At 67.7% G+C, this 23,116-nt stretch carries 25 protein-coding genes; 11 read left to right on the top strand and 14 right to left on the bottom strand.

Going from position 1 to position 23,116, the window contains the following annotated elements:
- Positions 1 to 150: 150 nt before the first annotated feature.
- From ABIC21_RS12700 to ABIC21_RS12670, 7 genes are all read right to left on the bottom strand, one after another.
- Positions 151 to 648, bottom strand: coding sequence for a CoA-binding protein (locus ABIC21_RS12700; RefSeq protein ID WP_354350751.1), 498 nt, complete (start codon positions 646 to 648; stop codon positions 151 to 153).
- A complete protein-coding gene (locus tag ABIC21_RS12695) occupies positions 645 to 1,985 on the bottom strand; it encodes an O-acetylhomoserine aminocarboxypropyltransferase/cysteine synthase family protein (protein WP_354350750.1) in 1,341 nt (446 codons plus the stop codon). The genes ABIC21_RS12700 and ABIC21_RS12695 overlap by 4 nt, the downstream gene beginning before the upstream one ends.
- Positions 1,985 to 3,184 (bottom strand): dimethylsulfone monooxygenase SfnG, encoded by a 1,200-nt coding sequence (gene sfnG, locus ABIC21_RS12690; protein WP_354350749.1) that lies wholly within the window; start codon positions 3,182 to 3,184, stop codon positions 1,985 to 1,987. Before sfnG ends, ABIC21_RS12695 begins: the two co-directional genes overlap by 1 nt.
- Positions 3,185 to 3,193: 9 nt before the next feature.
- Positions 3,194 to 5,173, bottom strand: a complete 1,980-nt coding sequence (acs, locus tag ABIC21_RS12685; protein ID WP_354350748.1) for an acetate--CoA ligase — start codon at positions 5,171 to 5,173, stop codon at positions 3,194 to 3,196.
- Positions 5,164 to 6,075: an ABC transporter permease gene (locus tag ABIC21_RS12680; RefSeq protein WP_354350747.1), complete on the bottom strand. Its 912-nt coding sequence runs from the start codon at positions 6,073 to 6,075 to the stop codon at positions 5,164 to 5,166. Before ABIC21_RS12680 ends, acs begins: the two co-directional genes overlap by 10 nt.
- Positions 6,075 to 7,121: an aliphatic sulfonate ABC transporter substrate-binding protein gene (locus ABIC21_RS12675; RefSeq protein WP_354350746.1), complete on the bottom strand. Its 1,047-nt coding sequence runs from the start codon at positions 7,119 to 7,121 to the stop codon at positions 6,075 to 6,077. Before ABIC21_RS12675 ends, ABIC21_RS12680 begins: the two co-directional genes overlap by 1 nt.
- A 132-nt stretch (positions 7,122 to 7,253) precedes the next feature.
- Positions 7,254 to 8,108, bottom strand: coding sequence for an ABC transporter ATP-binding protein (locus ABIC21_RS12670; RefSeq protein ID WP_354350745.1), 855 nt, complete (start codon positions 8,106 to 8,108; stop codon positions 7,254 to 7,256).
- A gap of 390 nt (positions 8,109 to 8,498) precedes the next feature.
- Here ABIC21_RS12670 and ABIC21_RS12665 point away from each other — a divergent pair, with 390 nt between their 5' ends.
- From ABIC21_RS12665 to ABIC21_RS12635, 7 genes are all read left to right on the top strand, one after another.
- Complete coding sequence (locus ABIC21_RS12665; protein WP_354350744.1) at positions 8,499 to 8,924, top strand: CoA-binding protein; 426 nt, start codon at positions 8,499 to 8,501, stop codon at positions 8,922 to 8,924.
- An 88-nt stretch (positions 8,925 to 9,012) separates the two neighbouring features.
- Positions 9,013 to 9,423, top strand: a complete 411-nt coding sequence (locus tag ABIC21_RS12660) for an MmcQ/YjbR family DNA-binding protein (RefSeq protein WP_354350743.1) — start codon at positions 9,013 to 9,015, stop codon at positions 9,421 to 9,423.
- On the top strand, positions 9,420 to 9,965 hold the full coding sequence (locus ABIC21_RS12655; RefSeq protein ID WP_354350742.1) for a DUF1990 domain-containing protein: 546 nt from the start codon (positions 9,420 to 9,422) through the stop codon (positions 9,963 to 9,965). Before ABIC21_RS12660 ends, ABIC21_RS12655 begins: the two co-directional genes overlap by 4 nt.
- Before the next feature lie 13 nt (positions 9,966 to 9,978).
- Positions 9,979 to 10,581, top strand: coding sequence for a hypothetical protein (locus ABIC21_RS12650; protein ID WP_354350741.1), 603 nt, complete (start codon positions 9,979 to 9,981; stop codon positions 10,579 to 10,581).
- Positions 10,582 to 10,710: 129 nt separating this feature from the next.
- Positions 10,711 to 11,028: a putative quinol monooxygenase gene (locus tag ABIC21_RS12645; protein ID WP_354350740.1), complete on the top strand. Its 318-nt coding sequence runs from the start codon at positions 10,711 to 10,713 to the stop codon at positions 11,026 to 11,028.
- A 75-nt stretch (positions 11,029 to 11,103) separates the two neighbouring features.
- Entirely contained in the window at positions 11,104 to 11,397 is a 294-nt protein-coding gene (locus ABIC21_RS12640; protein WP_354350739.1) for a DUF503 domain-containing protein, read from the top strand.
- A gap of 117 nt (positions 11,398 to 11,514) precedes the next feature.
- On the top strand, positions 11,515 to 12,456 hold the full coding sequence (locus ABIC21_RS12635) for a putative endonuclease domain-containing protein (RefSeq protein WP_354350738.1): 942 nt from the start codon (positions 11,515 to 11,517) through the stop codon (positions 12,454 to 12,456).
- Positions 12,457 to 12,555: 99 nt separating this feature from the next.
- Here ABIC21_RS12635 and purL read toward each other — a convergent pair whose 3' ends face one another.
- The 3 genes from purL to purS are packed head-to-tail and all read right to left on the bottom strand — an operon-like array spanning position 12,556 to position 15,915.
- Positions 12,556 to 14,895, bottom strand: coding sequence for a phosphoribosylformylglycinamidine synthase subunit PurL (gene purL / locus ABIC21_RS12630; protein ID WP_354350737.1), 2,340 nt, complete (start codon positions 14,893 to 14,895; stop codon positions 12,556 to 12,558).
- Positions 14,892 to 15,662: a phosphoribosylformylglycinamidine synthase subunit PurQ gene (gene purQ, locus ABIC21_RS12625; RefSeq protein WP_354350736.1), complete on the bottom strand. Its 771-nt coding sequence runs from the start codon at positions 15,660 to 15,662 to the stop codon at positions 14,892 to 14,894. Before purQ ends, purL begins: the two co-directional genes overlap by 4 nt.
- A gap of 1 nt (position 15,663) precedes the next feature.
- Positions 15,664 to 15,915, bottom strand: coding sequence for a phosphoribosylformylglycinamidine synthase subunit PurS (purS, locus tag ABIC21_RS12620; protein ID WP_011690410.1), 252 nt, complete (start codon positions 15,913 to 15,915; stop codon positions 15,664 to 15,666).
- Positions 15,916 to 16,214: 299 nt separating this feature from the next.
- On the opposite strand from purS, the gene ABIC21_RS12615 reads away from it, so the two are divergent.
- Positions 16,215 to 16,400 (top strand): hypothetical protein, encoded by a 186-nt coding sequence (locus ABIC21_RS12615; protein ID WP_354350735.1) that lies wholly within the window; start codon positions 16,215 to 16,217, stop codon positions 16,398 to 16,400.
- Between the two features lie 368 nt (positions 16,401 to 16,768).
- On the top strand, positions 16,769 to 19,861 hold the full coding sequence (locus ABIC21_RS12610) for a S8 family serine peptidase (protein ID WP_354350734.1): 3,093 nt from the start codon (positions 16,769 to 16,771) through the stop codon (positions 19,859 to 19,861).
- A gap of 118 nt (positions 19,862 to 19,979) precedes the next feature.
- On the opposite strand, the gene ABIC21_RS12605 is transcribed toward ABIC21_RS12610, so the two are convergent.
- Genes ABIC21_RS12605 through ABIC21_RS12590 form a run of 4 tightly spaced genes read right to left on the bottom strand, consistent with a single transcriptional unit; the run spans position 19,980 to position 22,367 of the window.
- Positions 19,980 to 20,360, bottom strand: coding sequence for a serine protease inhibitor (locus ABIC21_RS12605; RefSeq protein ID WP_354350733.1), 381 nt, complete (start codon positions 20,358 to 20,360; stop codon positions 19,980 to 19,982).
- Positions 20,357 to 21,349 (bottom strand): 3-methyladenine DNA glycosylase, encoded by a 993-nt coding sequence (locus ABIC21_RS12600; RefSeq protein ID WP_354350732.1) that lies wholly within the window; start codon positions 21,347 to 21,349, stop codon positions 20,357 to 20,359. The genes ABIC21_RS12605 and ABIC21_RS12600 overlap by 4 nt, the downstream gene beginning before the upstream one ends.
- A complete protein-coding gene (locus ABIC21_RS12595) occupies positions 21,306 to 21,866 on the bottom strand; it encodes an SSI family serine proteinase inhibitor (protein ID WP_354350731.1) in 561 nt (186 codons plus the stop codon). Before ABIC21_RS12595 ends, ABIC21_RS12600 begins: the two co-directional genes overlap by 44 nt.
- A gap of 27 nt (positions 21,867 to 21,893) precedes the next feature.
- Entirely contained in the window at positions 21,894 to 22,367 is a 474-nt protein-coding gene (locus ABIC21_RS12590; RefSeq protein ID WP_354350730.1) for a MarR family winged helix-turn-helix transcriptional regulator, read from the bottom strand.
- Between the two features lie 79 nt (positions 22,368 to 22,446).
- Here ABIC21_RS12590 and ABIC21_RS12585 point away from each other — a divergent pair, with 79 nt between their 5' ends.
- Together ABIC21_RS12585 and ABIC21_RS12580 are read left to right on the top strand one after the other, a co-directional pair.
- Positions 22,447 to 22,680, top strand: coding sequence for a hypothetical protein (locus ABIC21_RS12585; RefSeq protein WP_354350729.1), 234 nt, complete (start codon positions 22,447 to 22,449; stop codon positions 22,678 to 22,680).
- A 211-nt stretch (positions 22,681 to 22,891) separates the two neighbouring features.
- Complete coding sequence (locus tag ABIC21_RS12580) at positions 22,892 to 23,098, top strand: hypothetical protein (RefSeq protein WP_354350760.1); 207 nt, start codon at positions 22,892 to 22,894, stop codon at positions 23,096 to 23,098.
- Positions 23,099 to 23,116 lie beyond the last annotated feature (18 nt).

Here is a 23,116-nt window from a genome sequence, read left to right as displayed (position 1 = left end):
CCCGCGGGCGGGCCGCCCCCCCCCCCCCCCCCCCCAAAACCCCCCCCCCCCCCCCCACCCCCCCCCCCCCCCCCGGCGGCCCCCCCCCCCCCCCCCCCCCCCCCCCCCCCACCTTTCCCGCGAGGTCGGCGTCCGGACCCGCCGGAGACGCTAGGCCAGGACCTGCCGTTTGGAGGAAATGACCCCGGTGTCGAAACCGGCCAGGTGCAGGCCGCCGTGGAACCGGGCATGCTCAATCTTCACGCAGCGGTCCATCACGACGTCGAGCCCGGCAGCTTCCGCTTCCTTCGCCACGTCCTCGTGCCAGGAGCCGAGCTGCAGCCAGAGTGTCTTGGCGCCGGCGGCGATGGCCTCGTCCAGGACCCCCGGCAGGTCATCGTGCTTGCGGAACACGTCCACGATGTCCGGGCTCTCCGGCAGGTCCGCGAGCGTGGCGTACGTCGGCTCGCCCAGGATCTGCTTGACCACGGGGTTCACGAAGTACACCTTGTAGCGCGTGGAGGACTGCAGGTAGGTCGCCACAAAGTAGCTCGCCCGGGACGGCTTGTCCGAGGCACCCACAATCGCGATCGATTTCGCCTGCCGCAGCAGGTTCAGCCGCTCCGGCGCGGACGGTCCGGCCCAGGTCCGTGATTCTTCGCTGCTCATGACAGTGCTCCGATCGTGCAGGTGTCGGCCGACAGTGCATCCGAGGCCGCTACCTCAGACGCCGCGTCCAGGGCCTGGTCCAGGTCCCAGAGGATGTCCTCAATGTCTTCCAGCCCGATGGAGATCCGGACCAGGTCCTCGGGGACGCCGGCGGATTCGAGCTGTTCCGGGCTGAGCTGCTGGTGCGTCGTGGAGCCCGGGTGGATCACGAGGGTCCGTGAGTCGCCGACGTTGGCCAGGTGCGAGGCCAGCTGCAGGGACTCGATGAACTTCTGGCCAGCGGCCCGGCCGCCCTTCACGCCGAAGGAGAAGACCGAGCCCGGTCCCAGCGGCAGGTACTTCTTCGCCCGCTCGAAGTGCGGGTGCGAGGGCAGGCCGGAGAAGTTCACGTAGGCCACACGCTCGTCCGCTTCGAGCCACTCCGCAACGGCCTGGGCGTTCTTGAGGTGCTCGTCCAGGCGCTGCGGGAGGGTCTCCACCCCCTGCAGGAGCTGGAAGGCCGACTGCGGCGACAGTGCGGGTCCGATGTCGCGCAGCTGCTCGCAGCGGAGCTTGGTCAGGAAGCCGTACTCGCCGAAGTTCCCCCACCAGGAGACGTTGCCGTAGGACGCCACCGGCTCGGTCATGGTGGGGAACTTCCCGTTGCCCCAGTTGAAGCGGCCGCTCTCGACAATGACGCCGCCGAGGGTGGTGCCGTGCCCGCCGAGGAACTTGGTGGCGGAGTGGATCACGATGTCCGCCCCGTGTTCGATCGGCCGCACGAGGTACGGGGTGCTCAAGGTGGCGTCGACGACGAGCGGGATGCCGGCGTCGCGCGCGACCTTCGCCAGCCCCTCCAGGTCCTGGACTTCCGACGACGGGTTGGCCACCACCTCGACGAAGATCGCCTTGGTGTTCTCGCGGACCGCGGCGGCATAGTCCGCCGGGTCGGTGCCGGGGACGAATGTGGTGTCCACCCCGAAGCGGCGCAGCGTGACGTCCAACTGGGTCACGGTGCCGCCGTAGAGCTGTGAAGCTGCGACGATGTGGTCGCCGGACTGGGTGAGCGCGGCGAAGGTGATGAACTCCGCGGCCATGCCGGAGGACGTGGCCACCGCGCCGATGCCGCCCTCGAGGGAGGCTATGCGCTCCTCGAACGCGGCGACCGTGGGGTTGCCGATCCGGGAGTAGATGTTGCCGTACTTCTGCAGCGCGAAGAGGTTGGCGGCGTCCTGGGTGTCCTTGAACACGAAGGACGTCGTCTGGTAGATCGGCACTGCCCGGGCGCCGTGCTCGGCGTCGGGCGTTCCGCCGGCGTGCAGGGCGCGGGTGCGGAACCCGAACTTGCGGTCGGCCATTACGCACTCACCAGCCCACTGGTAGTGCCGGCCGGGGTGCCGGACAGGTCCAGTTCGGCGCCGTTTTTCCGGGCGAGGTCGGCCTCGAGTTCGCGGACGATCGGCAGGATGTCCTGGCCGAACGCCGCGACCTCCTCCTGGAAGTGCAGGTAGCCGGTGAGGAACAGGTTCACGCCGATCTTCTTGTATTCCACGATCCGCTCGGCGATCTGCTCCGGGGTGCCGATCAGCTGTGTCTTGAAACCGTCGTTGTACTGCACCAGGTCCTCGAAGCTGGAGTCGGCCCACATGCCCTTGCCGTCCTTCGTGGACGCCCCGGCTTCCTGGACCGCGGCGCGGAAACCCTCGACGGCGGGCTTGTGCGCCTTCGCGACGATCTCGCGGAGCGTGTCCCGGGCTTCCTTCTCGGAATCGCGGGAGATCACGAAGCCGTTCAGGCCAAACCTCGGGGCCGGGAGGGCGCCCCCGGACCCGCGGCGGGAGGAACCGGAAGCGGCCACGACGCCGGCGATGTTCTCCTTGAAACCCTCCAGGTCCTTGCCGTTGGAGAAGTACCAGTCCGCCACCCGGCCTGCCGTGGCCTGCGCGGCGGTGGAGTTGCCGCCGAAGAAGATCTCCGGGTGCGCCCGGCCCGGCACGTCCACCGGAGCCGGCTGCAGGGTGAAGTCGGTGATGTTGTAGTACTTGCCGGACTGGCTGTAGTCCTGCTCGGTCCACAGCCCGCGGAGGACCTTGATGAACTCCTCGGTGCGGACGTAGCGCTCGTCGTGCTCGAGCCATTCGAGGCCGAAGTTCTCGAACTCCGCCTTGAGCCAGCCGGAGACGATGTTCACGGCGGCGCGGCCGTTGGAGATGTGGTCCGCGGTGATGATGAACTTCGCCAGCACGCCGGGGTGCCACATGCCCGGGTGGACGGCGGAGATCACCTTGAGCCGCTCGGTGGCGGCCAGCAGCGCGAGGCTGAACGAGGTGGCCTCGTGCTGCTTGTCGGCGCCGTAGGAGGCGGCGTAGCGGGTCTGGGTCAGGGCGTATTCGAAGCCGGAGTTCTCTGCGATCCGGGCCAGCTTCTTGTTGTACTCGAAGTCCCAGCCGGTGCGCTGTTCGATGGTGGAGACCACGAGGCCGCCGGAGACATTCGGAACCCAGTAGGCGAACTTGAGCGGATCGGAAAGACGGGCGACGTTGCTGATGTCAGTCATGGGTGTTCCTTACTTCTGGGGTGTTTCGGGGTGGTCATTGCGTTCACGCAGGACGGTCAGGATGCCGGCGATCGACGGTTCGTTCTGCAGTGAGGTCGTGTCGCCCAGCGTGGTTCCTTCGAACAGCTGGGTCAGCAGCCGGCGCATGATCTTGCCGCTGCGGGTCTTCGGGACATCCGGAACGACGACGACGTCGCGCGGTTTAGCGATCGGCCCGATTTCCTTCGCGACGTGCGCCTTCAATTCGGACGCGATGTCCTCGGTAGCCGCCGAATCCTTCAGGACCACGAACGCGACGACGGCGTGCCCGGTCTTCGGGTCCGCGACGGGGCAGACGCCGGCCTCCACGACGTCCGGGTGGGAGACGAGGGCCGATTCGATCTCGATCGTGGAGAGCAGGTGTCCGGAGACGTTGAGGGTGTCATCCACCCGCCCGAGGATCCAGATGTCGCCGTCGTCGTCGTACTTGGCGCCGTCACCGGCGAGGAACCAGCCCTGGTCGGCGTACTGGCGCCAGTACGAGTCGAAGTAGCGCCGAGGGTTCCCCCAGACGGTGCGGGCGATGGCGGGGCCCGGGGCGTCCACCACGATGAACCCCTGGACGCCCGGCGGAACCGTGTTGCCGGCGTCGTCCACGATCCGGGTACTGACCCCGGGCAGCGGCCGGGCGGCGCATCCGGGCTTGAAATCCGTGTCGGTCGGCGCGGGGGAGAGGATGGTGGCGCCGGTTTCGGACTGCCACCAGGTGTCCACCACCGGGGCGGTGCCGGACCCGACGTTCTTCCGGAACCAGCGCCACGCCTCGGGGTTGACGGCTTCGCCGACCGTGCCGAGCAGGCGGATGGAGGAGAGGTCGTAGCTGGCCGGAACGCCGTCCGGGAACCAGCCCATCAGCGAGCGGATCAGGGTGGGAGCGGTGTAGTACTGCGTGACGCCGTAGCGTTCGATGATTTCGAAGTGCCGGCCCGGATGCGGGGTGTTGGGGGTGCCTTCAAAGATCACCTGGGTGGCGCCGTTGGAGAGCGGGCCGTACAGCTCGTAGGTGTGGGCCGTGACCCAGGCGAGGTCGGCCGTGCACCAGTGGACATCGCCGTCGCGGAGGGCCGGGTCCGGGTTGCTGAAGAGGTGTTCGAAGCTCCAGGACGCCTGCGTGAGGTAGCCGCCGGAGGTGTGGACCAGGCCCTTGGGCTTGCCGGTGGTGCCGGAGGTGTACATGATGAACAGCGGCGTTTCGGCGTCGAACGCCTCCGGTGCGTGGTCCGCGGAGGCCTGCCCGACGGCGTCGTGCCACCACACGTCGCGGCCCGCGGTCATGGGGACGGTGTCCAGGAGTTCGGGTGCGGTGGTGCGGTTGACGACCAGGACGTGCTCGATGGCGTTGTCCCCGGCGACGGCCGCGTCCGCGTTGTCCTTGACCGGCACGGCGGCGCCGCGGCGGAACTGCCCGTCGGTGGTGACCAGCAGCTTGGCACCCGTGTCCTCCACCCGGAACCTGAGCGCTTCGGCGGAGAAACCGCCGAAAACGAGCGAGTGGATGGCGCCGATGCGGGCCACGGCCAGGGTGATGATCACGGTTTCGGGGATGACCGGGAGGTAGATGACCACCCGGTCGCCCTTGGTGATGCCCAGGTCCAGGAGGGCGTTGGCGGCCTTGGACACCTCGCGCTGGAGGCCGGCGTACGTGATGGTGCGGCGGTCGCCGGGCTCGCCCTCGAAGTGCAGGGCCACCTTGTCTCCGCGCCCCGCCGCTACATGGCGGTCGACGCAGTTGTACGCGACGTTGAGCCTGCCGCCTTCGAACCAGGTGATGTCCGGACCGGTGCCGGCGTCGACGTCGGCCCGGACCCGGCGGTGGGTGGTGTGCCATGGCTTGTCCTGACCGGGAACGTCCTCCCAGTCGAGCCGGCGGGCAGCGTCCTCCCAGAAGGAGAGGCGCTCTTCCTCCGTGGCGGGGTGGCTGGCCGGGGCCGTTTCGGTGGTTAGGCCCATCGTTTGACCGCCCATTTCTCTGCAAGGCCCAGCAGGGCGTCGGTGATTTTTCCAATGACGGCGAGGAGCACGATTGCCAGCAGGAGCCGGTCCGTGCGGCCGTTGTTCTGCGAATCAGTGAGCAGGAAGCCGAGCCCCATCGAGGAGGCGATCAGTTCGGCGGCCACGAGGAACAGCCAGGCCTGGGCCAGCGCCAGGCGGAGGCCGGAGAAAACGGCCGGCACCACGGCGGGAAGCTGCACCGTCGTCAGCAGCTTGAGGCCTTTGAGCCCGAACGCGCGTGCCGCTTCCACCAGGTTCCGGTCCACGTGGCGCAGTGCCAGGGAGACGGTGGTGAACACCGGGAAGAAGGCGCCGATCAGGATCAGCGTGATCTTGGAGTCCTCGCCGATCCTCATCCACAAGATCAGCAGCGGTACCCACGCGAGCGACGGGACGGCGCGGAGGGCGCCGATGGTCGGCGCGAGCAGGGCGTCCGCGAACCGGGACAGGCCCACCAATGACCCGAACACCAGTCCCAGAGCCGCGCCGGCGGCGAAGCCAATCAGCACACGCTGGGTGGAGATCGCGATGTGCTGGCCGAGCTGCCCGCGCTGCAGGAGGTCGAGTCCGGCCTCCAGCACCATGGCCGGCGGCGGGAGCTGGACAACACTGAACACCCCGGCAGCCGTGGACAGCTGCCAGGCGGCCAGTACCGCAGCGGGAATGATCAATCCAAGGAGCAGACGCGCCCAGCCGTTGGCCAGGATCCCGGCGGGGGACCATCCGTTCGCCGGGGAGCCGCCCGCACCCGTGAGGGTGGGGCCCGGCCGGGCGGCGTCTGCTGGAGTTGCGGGGACGGCTGCAGCACGCCCGTCCGCAACATTGGTGCCGGTGACGGCGGGATTCCTGAGCTGTGTCATCAGGAGTCCTTGATGGCGGACACGTCCGCCTTCTTCACCAGCGAGTCATCAAGAAGGGAGGCGACGGCGTCGTCGATCTGCTGCTGGCTGGCGACGTCGCCGGTCTCCACGAAGGTGGGGCCGATCTTCGCCAGGACCTGGCGCTGGGCCTCGCCCGGTGCCGGATCCACGTCCAGGTTGCTGCGCTCCAGCACCACGGTCTTCGCGACGGCGAGGTCCAGGCCGGCAACCTCGGCGAGGATCTGGGCCGTCTCGTCCGGGTTCGCTGCAGCCCAGGCGCGTGCCTTCTCGTAGGCGTTGACGACGGCCTGCGCCTGCTGGGGCCTGGTCTTCAGGAAGGATTCCGTGGCGTTGAGGAAGCCGTAGGTGTTGAACGAGAGGTTCCGGTAGAAGAGCGTGGCGCCCTTCTGCTCCGCGCCGGCCATGATCGGGTCCAGCCCGGACCAGGCATCCACCGAGCCGTTTTCCAGGGCGGCACGGCCGTCCGCGTGCTGCAGGTTCTGCACCGTGACGTCCTTGGCGGAGATCCCGGCCTCGGAGAGCGACTGCAGCAGGAAGAAGTAGGGGTCGGTGCCCTTCGTCGCGGCCACGGACTTGCCCTTGAGGTCAGCCACGGTGGTGATGCCCGAGGACTCCTTCGCCACCAGGGCGGCCCATTCCGGCTGGGAGTAGATGTCGATCGTCTTGATCGGGGAGCCGTTGGCGCGGGCCAGCAGCGCGGCGGATCCGGCGGTGGAACCGACGTCGATCGCGCCGGAGCGGAGCGCCTCGTTGGCCTTGTTGGACCCGGCGGACTGGACCCAGTTGACGGTGACGCCCTGGTCCTTGAGGGAGGCCTCAAGCCACCCCTTCTTTTTGATGACCAGGCTCAGCGGGTTGTAGGTGGCGAAGTCGATGTTGAGCGTGCCGCTCTCGACGGCGGCGTTCGCCGCGGGGGACCCGCCGGATCCTTCTCCCGCGACGCAGCCCGTGAGGACGAGGGCCGCGGAAGCGGCGACGGCGCCGATGACGGACCGGCGGGTGGTGGCTTTGCGGGCGAATGACATGGGGCTCCTCTGAGGGATGACGGGAAATGAGGCGGAAGGCGAACGGGCATGACGAGGGGTGGAGCGGGCGCGCGCAGCCGCGGCTGCGGCGTGCGCGGCGGGGAAACCCGGGGGACCCGGGCGGCGCGTCGGCTAGTGGCCGTCGACGCCGAGCGTCTCCAGGAGCGAGGCCCGCAGCCGGGCGAGGTCCACGGAACCGCGGTCCCGGGGCCGCTCGCCGGGCACCGCCACGGTCCGGACGATAGTCGCGCCGGGCGCCGCGGGTTCTTCACCGGCCGTGGATTCCTTGCCCAGGACGATGATGCGGTCGGCAAGCTGGAGGGCCTCGTCGACGTCGTGGGTCACCAGCAGCACCGTGGTGGGCTCGGCGCGGTGGATGTCCAGCAGCAGGTCCTGCATCTTGATCCGGGTGAGCGCGTCGAGCGCGCCGAACGGTTCATCGAGGAGCAGGACGCCGGGGTTGCGGGCGAGGGCCCGGGCCAGTGAGGCTCGCTGGGCCATGCCGCCGGAAATTTCGCGGGGGCGGTGCTTGGCGAAGTCCGTGAGCCCCACGAGGTCCAGCAGCCGGGCCACCTTCGCCTTGCCGTCCCGGGCGCTGATGCCGGTGGGCAGGCCGATCGCGATATTGGCCTGCAGGGTGTGCCACGGCAGGAGTCGCGGTTCCTGGAAGGCGAAGGCGCAGCGGGAGTCAATGCCCTGGACGGGTGTGCCGTCGATATTGACGCTGCCGGCGGTGGGGGAGTCGAGTCCGGCGGTGGCCCGGAGCAGCGTGGATTTGCCGCAGCCGGAGGTGCCGAGGATAGCCAGGACCTCGCCGGCGCGGATCTCGAAGTCAACGTCGCGCAGGACGGTGTGGGCCTCTGCACCGGTGCCGAAGGTCCGGCGCAGCGAACGGAAGGCAACCGGCAGGGCCGGGGTCCGGGTGGCGGCTCCGGCACGGGCGTCCAGGGACGTCTCAGGCGCGGAGGAGGACAGGACAGCAGTCATAGGGGCACTCCATCGGTCCTGGCAGTAGCACCCTACGGAATGAGCCTTTGCACCGGGTGGTCAATCCGGCAGTTCCCTTGGCTCCATACCTTGCTATCGCCGGCGTCCAGGGACGGACAACGGCGACCAGGGTTGCTGCGGCTTCATCGATCCAGGTCTCTCGGCCGCTCGGGATGGTCGCTTCTAACTAAAACGGAATCGGCGCTTTTTCCCAAATGGGTGGGTTTGTCCTGCGTAATATTCGAATCTGCCCTGCCTGCGGGCCGGACGCCGGTCAATTGTTCGACAGCACGCAATGACCGGCCGCTGCCCGGTCCGTTTGGGGCGGCTGGCGGCCGGGGTGCGGGGTCCTTGCCGCCCCGCCGGCGCCGTGGCGGTTAGGCTGTGCTCATGGCCCACGTCAACGATCCGGCAGTCCTCGAAAAGCTCATGCGCACCAAGGGGCGGTGGGCCATTGTCGGCCTGTCCACGAACCAGTGGCGTGCCGCCTATGACACGTCCCTGTTCATCCGGGACCGGCTCGGGATGGAGATCATCCCGGTGAATCTGCCGGCCGATCCCGTGCACGGGGAAACGGGCTACGCCGCCCTCGCCGACATCCCCGCAGAGAAGCAGCCGATCGACGTCGTCGACTGCTTTGTGAATTCCCAGAAGGTGGGGGCCGTGGTGGACCAGGCGATCGCCGCCGGCGCCAAGGCGGTCTGGCTGCAGCTCGGTGTCATCGACGAGGCGGCCGCCGCGCGGGCGAAAGCCGCCGGGCTCGACGTCATCATGAACGCCTGCCCCGCGCAGGACGCCAGGCGCTTCGGCCTCTGACCGGACTTCCGCCGGAGCCGGCGGGGCCGGCGGTCCCATCCGCACAGCGCGCCTGCGCAATGTCCGGGCCTGCCAGTAGGCTCGGAGCATGGACGCAGCTGCACTCCGGGGAATCTGCCTGGGCTTTCCCGGCGCCTTCGAGGACTTCCCGTTCGGTCCGGAGACGTCTGTCTTCAAGGTGCGGGCCGCGGTGTCCGGCGGTGCCCGCCACGAAGCCAAGATGTTCGCCCTCTCCGCCCTGGCGGCCGCCGACTTCTCCGTCAGCCTGAAGTGCGAGCCCGCCCTGGCCGAACAGCTGCGCGCCGCGCACCCGGAGATCACCGGAGCGTGGCACATGAACAAGAAGCACTGGAACGGGGTGCGCCTGGACGGGTCCCTGCCCGACGCGATGGTCCGCGACATGGTGGAGGATTCCTACGACCTCGTCGTGGCATCGCTGAGCCGCCGGCAGCAGGAGCAGCTGGGCTGGGCGCGGATGGCCGACGGCGGACGGGGGTGAACGCGCGGATCGCCCGGGGCGAACTGAACTATCCCGGCATCGGATTCACCAGCGAGGGCCGGTCGCCGGAGGGCTTCGACCGGTCCCAGGCCCGTGCCCGCCTGGGGGAGGGCTTCGAGACTTACCGTCGTGTTGCCGACGGCATTCTCCACTGGCAGATCCAGCGCCGGTCCGGCCTGCGGGTCCGGACCGAAACGGAGACGGTGGAGTACGGCTCACGGATTGTCAGCGGGTTCGGCGTCGGACCCTTCAGGGTCAAAGCGCCGTGCGAGGTCGTGTGGGTGCGGCACCCGGTCCCCGGAAACACGGCGCAGTCGGCAGGGTTCGGCTACGGCACGCTCCCCGGCCATCCGGAGCGCGGCGAGGAGTCGTTTGAGGTCTCCATCGACTCCGCCGGCGCCGTGACCTTCACCATCACCGCCTTCAGCAGGCACTCCAACTGGTTCTACGCCGCGGGCGGGGCAGCGGCCAGGGCCGCGCAAAGACACATCATTTCCCGATACATTGACAGTGCACGTCAACTGGCCGCAGGTGAGAGCTGATCAGGAGCAGGCAATGCTGAACCAAACCACCCTTGATGAACTATGGAATTTTGAGGATCCGCAGGCCTCCGAAGCCAGCTTCCGGGCGGCAGTGGCCGATCCGGCCTACGACGCTGACGAACGCGCCGAGCTGACCACCCAGCTGGGCCGCGCCATCGGCCTGCAGGGCAGGTTCGAGGAAGCCGATGCGCTGCTGGACGCGATCGACGGCGACGAGCCCACAGTGGCCGTCCGCGTCCTGCTGGAACGCGGCCGGGTGCTGAACTCCAGCGGCCACCCGGAGATGGCCGTGCCGCTCTTTGAACAGGCCGCCGAACTCGCGGACCACCTGGGCGAGGAATTCCTGGCCGTGGACGCGCTGCATATGCTCGCCATCGCGGATCCGGCCCACGCCGGGACCTGGACCCGCAGCGCCCTGGAATACGCGTCCACCGTGCACGACGAGAGGACCAAACAGTGGCTCGTGGCCCTGCACAACAACCTGGGCTGGACACTGCACGACGCCGGGCGCTGCACCGAGGCGATGGTGGAGTTCCAGCTCGCCGGGCAGTGGGCGGAACGCGTCGGCACCCCGCGGCAGCAGGAACTGGCCCGCGAAGCGATCGAGTCCTGCTGAACCCGCCCCTCAACTGCAACGCGGGGTCACCTACGGCCCATCTCCGCCCACGCGACCGGCCGGATGTGACCCCGCGTTGTCCTATTGCAAGAATGGAACACCGTCCCGCCCGATCGAAAGGCAGTTCCCGTGATTTTCATTGTCGTTAAGTTCAAGGTCAAGCCCGACTGGTCCGACCGCTGGCTCGGCCTCGTGCAGGACTTCACCCTGGCCACCCGCCAGGAGCCGGGCAATCTGTGGTTCGACTGGTCCCGCAGTGTGGACGACCCCAACGAGTTCGTCCTGGTCGAGGCCTTCAAGGACGACGCCGCCGGGGACCACGTCAACAGCGCGCACTTCAAGCAGGCCATGGCGGATATGCCCCAGGCCCTCCGGGAGACGCCGCAGATCATCAGCCGCCAGTTCGACGGCGAGGGCTGGGACCGGATGGGCGAGCTCACCATCTAACCCCCGTCGAGTGCTCCGTAACTGCCCTTTTGGGGCCCAAAACGGCAGTTACGGAGCACTCGATACGATGAAGGCATGTGGATCGGCTGGATTGAATTTGATGTCCTCCTCGGAGACGTTCACAGCCTGAAGGAGAAGCGCTCCGTGGTGCGCCCGGTGCTCGCCGAGCTCAAGCGCCGCTTCGAAGTCTCCGTGACCGAGGCCGGCCTGCACGACCAGTACCGCCGCACCGTGATCGGCGTCGGGCTGGTCGCGGCGGACCGGGCGCACCTCGTGGAGGTGCTGGCCGCCGTCGAACGCTTCGTCGCGGCACGGCCGGAACTGGAACTGCTCAGCGCCCGCCAGCGCGAACTCCGCAGCGACGACTGAAACCATCAATTGCTCCGTAAACGCCCTTATGAGGTGTCATAACGGCACCTGTGGAGCAGCGGATTGGGTGTGTGGATAACTTCTGCGGCGTTCCCGCGGTTCTGGTCTCATGAAGCCATGAAGACCGCACGCCCGCTCCCGGACGACTTCCGTGGACGCCCCTTCACCATCGTGGAAGCCACAGAGGCCGGAGTGTCGCCCAAGCGGCTCCGGCACCGCTCCCTGTCAGCGCTCGGGAAAGGGATTCGCTCCCAGAACCCGACGCCGGGGCTTCCGCTGAGCGTGAGAGTGCGGCCTTTCATTGAGGTCAATGAGCGATGCGCCGCGTCGCACCTCACCGCGGCGGAGCTTGGTTCGCTTCCGGCGCGTCGTCAAAAGGAGGGACCGCCGATGTACCACGTGATCAGGCCCGAGGGTGCAGCCCATCTCAACCGTCCACATGTCATCGTGCACCGGATGAAGCTCTACGACGACGAGATCACGCTCCTGGACGGGATTCCCCTCACCACACCGGAGCGCACCTGGCTGGATCTCGCGGAAATGCTGACCGTGGACGAACTCGTTGTGGCCGGCGACAGCTGCGTCCGCATCCCCCGGCTTGAGTTCGAGGGCAGGGACCTGCCGTTATGCAGCCTCGGGGATCTGCAGCGGATGATCGACCGCCACAGAGGAAAACGCGGAATCCGCAAGGCGCGCGAGGCCATAAAACTCATACGGGTGGGCTCGGACTCGCCGCAGGAGTCCCTGCTGAGGCTGGCCATTGTCCGGGGCGGTCTTCCGGAACCAGAACTGAACGTGCCGGTCATTGACGACGATGGAACGCGGCACCACCAACCCGACTTGTCCTATCGCAAATACAAGATCGGCATCGAGTACGAGGGCGAGCAACACGGTGAAGAGGGACAGATTGTCCGGGACATCGCCCGGTCCGAGCGGTACTCGGCCCTGGGCTGGACCGAGGTCAGGATTTCGAACCGGCACATGCACAATGACGCCAAAGCAGCGGTGGCCAAGGTCCGGGCCGCGCTGGTCCAGGCCGGCTGGCGTCCGGGCCGTTAAACCACATCGACTGCTCCGCAACTGCCGTTTTGAGGGTTCAAAAGGGCGGTTGCGGAGCAGTCGATGGAGGTGGCGGCCGCAGTGGGGGCTGCTGCGGGGCTAGCCGAAGTATTTCGGCAGGGTGGCCTCGTGGGCTTCGCGGAGCGACTCGAGGTTCATGGTCTCGACGCCGGTGATCTCCAGCGTGCCGCCTTCCGCGTCCACGACGCCGATCCGGAGGTGCGGGAAGCCGCGGGCGGTGCACATGTCCTTGAAGCGGATCTCCTCGGAGCGGGGCACGGCCACGACGGCGCGTCCCTGGGTCTCGGAGAACAGCGCCGTGAACAGGTCCACGCCGTCGCGGTCCAGGACGTCCTCGAGAGCGATCCGGGCACCCACACCGTAGCGCAGCGAGGATTCCACGAGGGCCGCCGCGAGGCCGCCTTCGGAGAGGTCGTGCGCGGAGTCCACCATGCCGTCGCGGGAGGCGTTGATCAGGATCTCGCCCAGGGCGCGTTCGGCGGCGAGGTCAACCTTGGGCGGCAGCCCGCCCAGGTGTCCGCGCATGTTGGACCATTCCGAGCCGTCCAGTTCCGCCGCCGTCGTGCCGAGCAGGTAGATGGCCTGGCCGTCTTCCTTCCAGCCCGACGGCGTGCGGCGGGCGACGTCGTCGAACTTGCCGAGCACGGCCACCACGGGGGAGGGGTGGATGGGGGTGGTGCCGGTCTGGTTGTACAGCGAGACGTTGCCGCCGGTGACCGGGATGCCCAGCACCATGCAGGCGTCCGACAGGCCGCGGATGGCTTCGGCCAGCTGCCACATCACGTCGGGGTCCTCGGGGGAGCCGAAGTTCAGGCAGTCGCTGACGGCCATCGGGACGGCGCCGGAGGTGGCGACGTTGCGGTACGCCTCGGCCAGCGCCAGCTGCGCGCCGTGGTACGGGTCGAGGTAGGTGTAGCGGCCGTTGGCGTCGGTGGCGAGAGCCACGCCCAGGCCGGTTTCCTCGTCCACCCGGACCACTCCTGCGTCGTCCGGGAACGCCATGGCGGTGTTGCCGCCGACGTAGCGGTCGTACTGGTTGGTGATCCAGGACTTGTCGCACATGTTCGGTGAGGCGACGAGTTCGGTGATGGCGGCGGCCAGTTCCGCGGGGGCGGACGGGCGGCCGGCATCCTGCACGGACCCGGTGAAGGCATCGGCCTGCACGGCGTCCTGCCACTCGGGCCGGGCGTACGGGCGGTCGTAGACCGGACCGTCGTGGGCGACGGTGCGCGGGTCGACGTCGACGATCACGGCGCCTTCCCACGTGATGATGAGGCGGCCGGTATCGGTCACCTCGCCCAGCCAGGAGTACTCCACGGCCCACTTGTCCATGACTGCTTCAAACGCGGCGACGTTCTCCGGGGTGACCACGGCCATCATGCGTTCCTGCGACTCGGACATCAGGATCTCGCCCGGGGTCAGCGTCGGGTCGCGGAGCAGGACGGAGGTCAGCTCGACTTCCATGCCGCCGTCGCCGTTGGAGGCCAGCTCGGACGTGGCGCAGGAGATGCCGGCGGCGCCGAGGTCCTGGATGCCCTCAACCAGGGAGCCCTTGAACAGCTCCAGGCAGCATTCGATCAGGACCTTCTCGGCGAAGGGGTCGCCGACCTGGACGGCGGGGCGCTTGGACGGCTTGGTGTTGTCGAAGGACTCCGACGCCAGCACGGATGCGCCGCCGATGCCGTCGCCGCCGGTGCGGGCGCCGAAGAGCACCACCTTGTTGCCCTTGCCGGAGGCGTTGGCGAGGCGGATGTCCTCGTGCCGCATGACGCCGACGGCGAGGGCGTTGACCAGCGGGTTGCCCTGGTACACCGAGTCGAAGACCATTTCGCCGCCGATGTTCGGCAGGCCCAGGGAGTTCCCGTAGCCGCCGATGCCGGCCACGGCGCCGTGCATGACGCGGGCCGTGTCCGGGTGGTCAATGGCGCCGAAACGCAGCGGATCCATGACAGCCACCGGGCGGGCGCCCATGGAGATGATGTCGCGGACGATGCCGCCGATGCCGGTCGCGGCGCCCTGGTACGGCTCCACGAACGACGGCGAGTTATGGGACTCGATCTTGAACGTCACGGCCCAGCCGTCGCCCAGGTTGGTGACGCCGGCGTTCTCGCCGATGCCCACCAGCATGTCCTTCTTCATCTCGTCGGTGACCTTGTCGCCGAACTGGCGCAGGTGGTTCTTCGAGGACTTGTAGGAGCAGTGCTCGCTCCACATCACGGAGTACATGGCGAGTTCGGCGCCGGTCGGGCGGCGGCCCAGGACCTTGACGACCTCGTCGAACTCGTTCTGCTTCAGGCCAAGCTCGGCCCAGGGGAGTTCGACGTCCGGGGTCTTGGCCGCGTTCTCGACGGTGTCGATGTTGAACTTTTTGGTCTCGGTGGCGGTGCCTGCCGTCCGGCCTGTCGACGTCTCCGTCATTTGTTGTCTCCCACGATCTTGTTCAGTACAGAGGTGAAGAAGCCGAGGCCCTCGGTGCCGGAGCCGTCTTCGGGGCCGAAACCCGCCTCCACGGCGTGTTCGGGGTGCGGCATGAGGCCGACGACGTTGCCCGCGGCGTTGGAGATGCCGGCGATGTCGCGGCGGGAGCCGTTCGGGTTGAAGCCGACGTAGCGGAACACAACGCGGCCCTCCGCCTCCAGGGCATCGAGGGTCTTCTCGTCCGCGATGTACTGGCCGTCCTGGTTCTTCAGCGGCACAGTGATTTCCTGGCCGGCGGCGTAGTCCCGGGTCCAGGCGGTGGTGTTGTTCTCCACGCGCAGGATCTGGTCGCGGCACATGAACTTAAGGTGGTCGTTCTTGATCATCGAGCCGGGCAGCAGGTGCGATTCGGTGAGGATCTGGAAGCCGTTGCAGATGCCCAGGAGGGGCAGCTTGGCGTCCGAGTTGGCGGCGTCGATGATCCTGGCCATGAGCGGCGCGAACCGTGAGATGGCGCCGGCACGCAGGTAATCGCCGTAGGAGAAACCGCCGGGAATCACGACGGCGTCGACGTCACCAAGGGTGGTGTCGGCGTGCCAGAGGGCCACGGGGGTGGCGCCGGCCAGGCGGACCGCACGGACGGCGTCGCGGTCGTCCAGGGTGCCGGGGAAGGTGACGACGCCGATCTTCGCACCGGCGAGCTTGCGAGCACCAGAATCGCGGGCGGCCACGGCGACGGCCTCGCCGATCAGGGGGAGTTCAGTCATCTCAGGCCTCGACGACCTCGACGTTGACGACGTCCTCGATGACCGGGTTGGACAGCAGGGTTTCGGCGGCGTTCCGGGCCTGGGCCAGGATCTCCTCCGTCACCTCGCCATCGACCGTGAGTTCAAAGCGCTTGCCCTGGCGGACAGAGCTAAACGCGGTGAAGCCCAGGCGCGGGAGTGCACCCACGATGGCCTTCCCCTGCGGGTCGAGAATCTCGGGCTTGGGCATGACGTCGACAACGATCCGGGGCATCCGGCAACTCCTGTGCGTGAGCATTGGGTAAGGGCGCAGCGGAGTGGTGCCGTCTCACGCCGATCCGCTGTGTGGTGAGGACTGCTTGGTGAATACAGCGTGAAAGGGCGCTCCGCGAGCTTGCATGCCCATTCTACCGGCCGCGGCGCGTCCGGCCGCATTCGGGCGGGCAGTGTGAACTATGCCCGCCCCGGTGCCGGGGCAGCGGGCCGTGAAGACCGCCGGCCAGGGGCGCCGCGGCCCGGCGTGGCCTGCGCCGATCTATGGTCACCCCGGGGCGCCGTCAGTAGGATGTGCGCATGTCTGAGAAATCGAAATCCGTGGTCCTGCCCGTTGTTGCTGCCGCCGTTTTCGCCGGCCTGGGCCGGATGGTCCTGCAGAAGATCAGGGCGGACCGCAAAGCCAGAGAAAGCAATGTGGCCGGGCCGCTGGATGACAAGACCCGCGCGTGGATCAGCGAAGTGGTCCGAACTCCCCGCCAGTAGCGGGCACCCGAGCCTCCTGATTCCTCAGATCTGCCGACCCGACACGGCCGTCCACGCCTCGTCCGGGCCCCCTTCGGCGACCGCTTCCGCGCCCCTTCGGCGACCCTTCCGCGCTGCCGGTCCGCTGGGTCTTGTCGATTTGTTTGACAAATTTTGATTTCCCCTTTGTGGGCTATGTCATATCTGGCTCTCAGTCTGTACTGTATGAATCGGCTGGTATCCGACGGGGCCGTGAGAGTCTCAGCTCTTTCTGACCTGCCAGTCCTTTGACCCGGCGGCAGCGTCGGGACCGTTCCTTATGAAAGGTTCAACAACACGTGAAATCACCAGGAAAGAGCTTCCTTCGAAGCGGGGGACTCCGGAGGGCCGTGGCACTGACCCTGGGCTTGCCGGTTCTCTTGTCAACAGTCGCGATCGCGCCCGCCACCGCGGCGCCGGGATCCACCGTTGCGCAAGTCGCACAGAAGAATCTGGATCCCAGCAGCTACCCGGACGGGCGCTACATCGTCCAGCTGGCTGAAAAGCCGGCGGCGAGCTACGAAGGCAGCACGGCAGGTTTTCCGGCCACCAAACCGGCGACGGGCAAGAAACTCGACGCCGGGAAGGCCGAGGTCAAGAAGTACCGGGCCCACCTGGAGAAGAAGCAGTCCGAGGTCGCCCGCCAGCAGGGCGTCCAGATCCAGCGCCAGTACTCCGCTGCGGTCAACGGCTTCAGCGCCACGCTGACCACGGACCAGGCCCTCAAGCTCGCCAAGGATCCCAGCGTCCTTGTGGTTTCCCCTGACACGGAAAATGCCCCGGATTACTCCAGCACCGATTTCCTGAAGCTCAGCGGAGAGAACGGCACCTGGAACACTAAGTTCGGCGGACAGGACGGTGCCGGCAAGGGCGTCGTCGTCGGCGTCATCGACACCGGCTACACCCCGGACAGTGCCTTCTTCGCCGGAGAAGAGGTCAAGCCCCTCGTCGGCAGTCCCGTCGTTGGTGTGCCGTACAAGACGGCGGACGGCAAGATCGCGATGCTCAAGTCCGACGGCGAAACCTTCATCGGCGAGTGCCAGAAAGGCGAGGACTTCGACGGTTCTGCCTGCAATTCCAAGGTCCTCAGCGCCCACTACTTCTCCGAGGACTTCGAGAAGTTTGTTCCCCCGGCCAACCGTGCTCCGCAGGAGCTGCTGTCCCCGGTCGACGTCGACAGCCACGGCACCCACACCGGAAGCACCGCAGTGGGCAACGCCGGCGTCGAGACGTTCGTCGACGGACGCAGCTTCGGCCTGACCAGCGGCATCGCACCCGCCGCGAAGCTCTCCGTGTACAAGGTCTGCTGGGAAGACACCAACCCGAGCACGGGCGGCTGCTACAGCTCCTCATCCGTTGCCGCCGTCGAGCAGGCCATGGAGGACGGGGTGGACGTGCTGAACTACTCCATCTCCGGCTCCGCGACCTCCGTCATCGACCCCGTTTCGGTGGCCTTCCTGAACGCGTCCACCGCAGGAATCTTCGTCGCCGCGTCAGCCGGAAACTCCGGCCCGACGGCCAGCACCGTCAACCACGGCGGCCCCTGGGTCACCACGGTTGCGGCCAGCAGCTTCTCCCAGGAGCTCCAGGGCACAGTTGAATTCGCCGACGGCACCAAGTTCCGCGGCGCCAGCATCATGAACAAAGAGGTCAAGGACGCCGGCGTCGTGCTGGCTGCCAACGCGGCCATCACGGCCGGAGACCCGAACGCGGCACTGTGCGGCCCTGACACGCTGGAGCCTGCCAAGGTCGCCGGCAAGGTCGTCGTTTGTGACCGTGGGGTCTTCGACCGCGTCGCCAAGAGCGCCGAAGTCGCCCGCGGCGGCGGCGTCGGCATGATTCTGGTGAACCTCAGCAGCTCCTCGCTGGACACGGACAAGCACTCCATCCCGACCGTCCACGTGAACCCGCCGGCCACCGAGGCCATCAAGGCCAAGGTCACCGCCGACCCGGCCACCACCGTTTCACTGGTCAGCACGGACACCACCGGGCTGCCGCTGGAGGCTCAGCCGCAGATCGCGGGCTTCTCCTCGCGCGGGCCGCTGCTGGCCACCGGCTCCGACCTGCTGAAGCCTGACGTCGCCGCTCCCGGCGTCGCCGTCCTGGCCGGCGTCTCGCCGATCGGCACGGGCGGGGACAAGTTCGGGTTCCTGTCCGGCACCTCCATGGCCGCACCGCACGTTGCCGGCTTCGGCGCGCTGCTCCTGGGCAAGAACCCGAACTGGTCCCCGGCCACGGTCAAGTCCGCCATGATGACCACGGCAGGCGACGTGGTCAACGCCGACGGCTCCAAGAACACCGACGTCCACGCCACGGGCGCGGGCCAGGTGGATCCGGCTCGCATGGTCGATCCGGGTCTGGTCTACGACGCGAACCTCCAGGACTACCTGAAGTTCATCCAGGGCACGGGTGTCAACATTGGCCTGCCGTCCAGCACGCTGCCGCGGGACATGAACGTTCCGTCCTTCTCACTGGGCAACCTCACCGGCAAGATCGAGGTCACCCGTACGGTCACTGCCCTGACCCCGGGCGTCTACAAGGTCAAAGCCAATGTGCCCGGAATCAAGGTCAGCGTGTCTCCGGCCGCCCTCAACTTCAAGGCCGCCGGCGAAAAGAAGACCTTCAAGGTGAGCTTCGAGAACAAGAACGCCACCCTGGGCAAGTTCGCCATGGGCTCCCTGAGCTGGCAGGGTGCAGGCAAGACCGTCACCTCCCCGATCTCAGTCCGCCCGCAGTCGGCCGTGGCCGCCAAGGACGTCTTCCTGAGTACCGAATCCGGCACCGGCTCGGGGGACATCAGCGTTGTCTCCGGCACCGACAACCCGATCGCCATGACCCTGGACGGTCTGTCCAAGGCGGACTCTTCCGCTGTGGAGCTGATCCCGGGGGCGTTCGCGGGACCCGTTGGCGACTCTGATGCCTCGACTTTCGTCAAGACTGTGACGGTCCCGGCCGGTGCTCCGCTGGCCAAGTTCTCGGTCATCTCCTCTGACCCGGCCTCGGACTTCGACATGTGGGTTGTCACCCCCAGGGGGACCGCAGAGGTTGCCACGGCGTCGGCCAGCGAGACGCTGTCGATTGCGAATCCGGCCGCGGGCGAGTACAAGATCTACGCGAACCTGTTCTCCAGCCCGGACGGCAAGGCCCGCAAGGCATCCGTGGATGCGGCTGTTCTCGGTGCCAACGAGAACAATGCGACGCTCACGCCGAACCCGCTGGTGCTGCCGAACGGTGAAACAGGTAAGGTCACGCTGAACTGGTTTGGACTTAAGCCGGGCTCCTACATCGGTCGGATCACTTTTGCCGGTGCCAGTGAACCGACCTTTGTCACCGTTGTCGTGAACGCCGCAGGCGTCGCATCGGTCGCGCCGACGTCGGAAGGCTCAGCGGAGCAGTCCAAGTTCCTGAACCCGGAGCTGGACCGCCCGAACAACGCCATCTAGGCTGAGTCCAACCCGGACAGCACAGGCCAATGGCCGGCGGTTTCCACCGCCGGCCATTGGCCTTTAAGCTGCCGGTCAGCGCTGTGGTTGCCGCGGAAACGGGGTCAGCGTTGGCCGGTCAGATCGCCCCGGTCGAGCCCGCAACTCCGCCCAGCAGCGGCGCCATCGCGCGCCAGCGGGCGATCTCGCACCCATCGGTGCGGCTGAACTCGCTGTTGACTTCGCGGCCCCGGAACCAGCCCGTCACCACGGCGACCTGGGGGCCGCCGTACTGCTGGGTGCACATCTTCGGCGGGCCAGGCTTGGGAAAGAAAATATCCTCCCCATGCTGGGTGACCGCCGCGAGGGCGGCGGTGGAATCCGGCAAGGTGCACCCCTCGGCGGGGACGCCGCCGCTGGCCTCCAGCCGGAAGACGTGCTCCGGGCCGCCGGGGGCCTCGGTCAGGCGGATGGTGAGGTCGATCTCGTGGCGGGTGCGACGGTCGTGCGTGTCGGTCATGGCTGTCCTTCCGTGCGTTCGGGGGCGGGGCCGGAACCGATGGATTGAAGCAGTGGCGTGAGCTCCCGCAGCAGCAGGTGCCGCAGTTCCTGCGATTCGGCGGAAAATGCCCGCTGGTACTCAACGTATTCGGCTTTGCCTTCGGCCGTTTCGATCAGGATGGCGGGATAGCCCCACTCCTCCAAGTCGTAGGGCGACGCCTGCATGTCCATGGCCCTGATCCGCCAGGAGAGCTCGAAGCAGTCCATCACCAGCTCGCTGGGCAGCAGCGGAGCGAGTTTGTAGGCCCACTTGTACAGGTCCATATTGGCGTGCAGACACCCGGGTTGTTCCATGCCCCGCTGGTTCTCCCGGCTCGGCGCCAGGCTGTTCAGCGGCACGGCGTCCGGGGTGTAGAAGCGGAAGGCATCGAAGTGCGAGCAGCGGATCCGGTTCTCCTCCACCACCTCGTCGGTGCGTTCGGAGCCGAGCCGCAACTGGAGGTACTCGTGCCGGAGCTCGAATTTGTCCTGCCGGTAGACCATGGCCCACTCGTGCAGCCCGAAGCAGCCGAACTGGGCCGGCCGCGCCGCCGTCCCGGCCAGGATGATGCCGGCGAACTGCAGTGCGTCCCGCCGGTCCCGGACAAAGGACTCGACGTCGACCGTGACGGCCGCGCTGCCCGCCGGGAGGCCGGCGGCGGCGAGTTCGCCGGCGTCGGGCGTGCGGTAGTACTTCCAGCCCGAGCGCTCCGCCGCGGCGGGACCGGAGAGCACGACACCGGCGCCCGGGTGCCAGCGCAGCAGCTGGCCCGGCTTCTGGGTGTAGTAGGTGAAGAGGAAGTCCTCGACCGGGTGCTTCCTGCCGGCGGACCGACGGGCGAGGTAGGGATCCGCATAGCGGCGGACGCGCTCCTGATGCGCGGCCTGGCGCGGCAGCCAGGCTTCCTGAGACAGACCGTGCAGCTTAGACAGCCCCGCCGGTGGAGCCAAGGACGTCCTTGGCGGCATTCCAGTCGGCAATCTCGCAGCCGTCGCGCAGGGTGAAGGTCGCTTCGACCGCCCGGCCGTCGACGACACCGGTGACCGTGGCCTCCTGCGGGCCGCCGTACTGCATGGTGCAGGCCTGGTCGGTTGGCCGGGGCGCAGGGCTGAGCAGCGCGGCATTGTTCTTCACGGCCAGGCAGGCGGCGGCAGGGTCGGGATGCTGGCTCTCGGCGGCCGGGACCCCCTCCAGGCAGACAAGGGTGAAGTTCGCGGGGGTGCCCGTCTCGGATGGTTTGACCATGATCGCGAGTTCGGCGTTGCCCTGCCCGGGACCCGAGGTCACCGGCGCGGCCGACGGCGACTGGGCCGGGGCTGTCGTTTCGGCGTCCGGTGAGGGAGTGACCGTTGCGGAGGGGCTTGTTCCGCCCGTCGCGCCAGGGGACGTCGCCGACGGCGACGGGGTTCCGCCGCCCGGCGTGCAGGCGGCCAGACCGGCTACCGCCATCAGAACGAGCGCCGCGTGGGTCAGTTGCTTGCGCATCAGCAGTCCTCCTGTGTTTTGCTTAGTCTACCGCCGGGACGGGGCGTCGGAGCCGGTCTTTGTGGCCGCAATCAGATCCATCATGGAGGCGTGCAGCTGGCTGACCTGCTCGCGCGTCAGGCCCAGCCGGTCCATCATGGTGCCGGGCACTGCGGTGGCCTGCTGCCGCAACGCGGCGCCTTGCGGGGTCAGGCCCACGGCAAGGGTCCGTTCGTCACCGGGCACACGCTGGCGCGTGATGAAACCGGCCGCCTCCAGGCGTCGCAACAAGGGCGAAATTGTTGCCGGCTCCTGCGCAAGGGCGTCGCTGATGTCGCGAACGGAGCGGGGGCTGGATTCCCAGAGACACAGCATCACCAGGTACTGGGGGTGGGTCAGCCCGAGCCGGTCCAGCACCGGCTTGTATGCGCCGACGACGCTGCGGGAGGCCACCGTGAGCGCGAAGCAGAGCTGGTGTTCCAGCAGAAGGTCGTTCTGGGTTTCGTCGGTCACATCTGTCACGGCGGCCCTCCATCGATAGTTAGTGCACTAATCATTAGCGTACACTGGTGGGACGTCTTGTTCTTAGGAGTGGATAGTGATGGCCAAGGGAAACGCCGAAAACGCCTCGCAGAGGTTCATGCGCGCAATGGGCAAACTCCGGATGATTTTCGGTCCGGCCAACCGCAGTGCCCTCGGCCACGAGATGACGGAGCGGAACCGGGAACTGCTGGCCCAGCGCGAAGCCGAAACCCAGCAGTGGGAGACCCTGCACCGCCCCGACGGTACCACCTATGTTGTGCCCCGCAACCCCGAGGACAAGTCGCTGCGGTAGATCCGCCCCCGGAATCACCCCGGGCCCGCGCTTCCGGCTGTGATTTCCGGGCCGGTGCCGGGCACTTTCCGGGCGTCGGCACCCATGCCTTTCCCCGGCGTCGGGCGTAAAATAAGGTCACTGGCACCAGCACTCAGCCACGGCCGTTCCCCGTGGCCCGGACGCGGGAGAGGGGGTGGGAATTGTGGCACTTCCACTGAGGAAGGCTGCCCTGGGGCAGCACCTGCACCCGTCTTCATGGGCACGCTTCCTTTTCGGCCCTGCCTCGCGGGGGGATTACTCCGCACCTGTCGTTCACAAGCATGACGACTACGAGACGGCCTCCGAGTCGGAGCTCGCAGGTTTTGAAGTGGAGACCGACGCGCAGGGACATCACTACGCTGTCCGAAAGGAAGACCTCCCGAAAGAGGAAGTCTGAGCAGCGCCCTGCGGGGGC

Origin of the sequence: Pseudarthrobacter sp. PvP090 (assembly GCF_040547365.1) — a bacterium.
In the GTDB taxonomy this organism is placed as follows: Bacteria; Actinomycetota; Actinomycetes; order Actinomycetales; family Micrococcaceae; genus Arthrobacter.
Note: the sequence above shows the minus strand (reverse complement) of the source record. Positions and strands in the feature narration are given on the sequence as shown.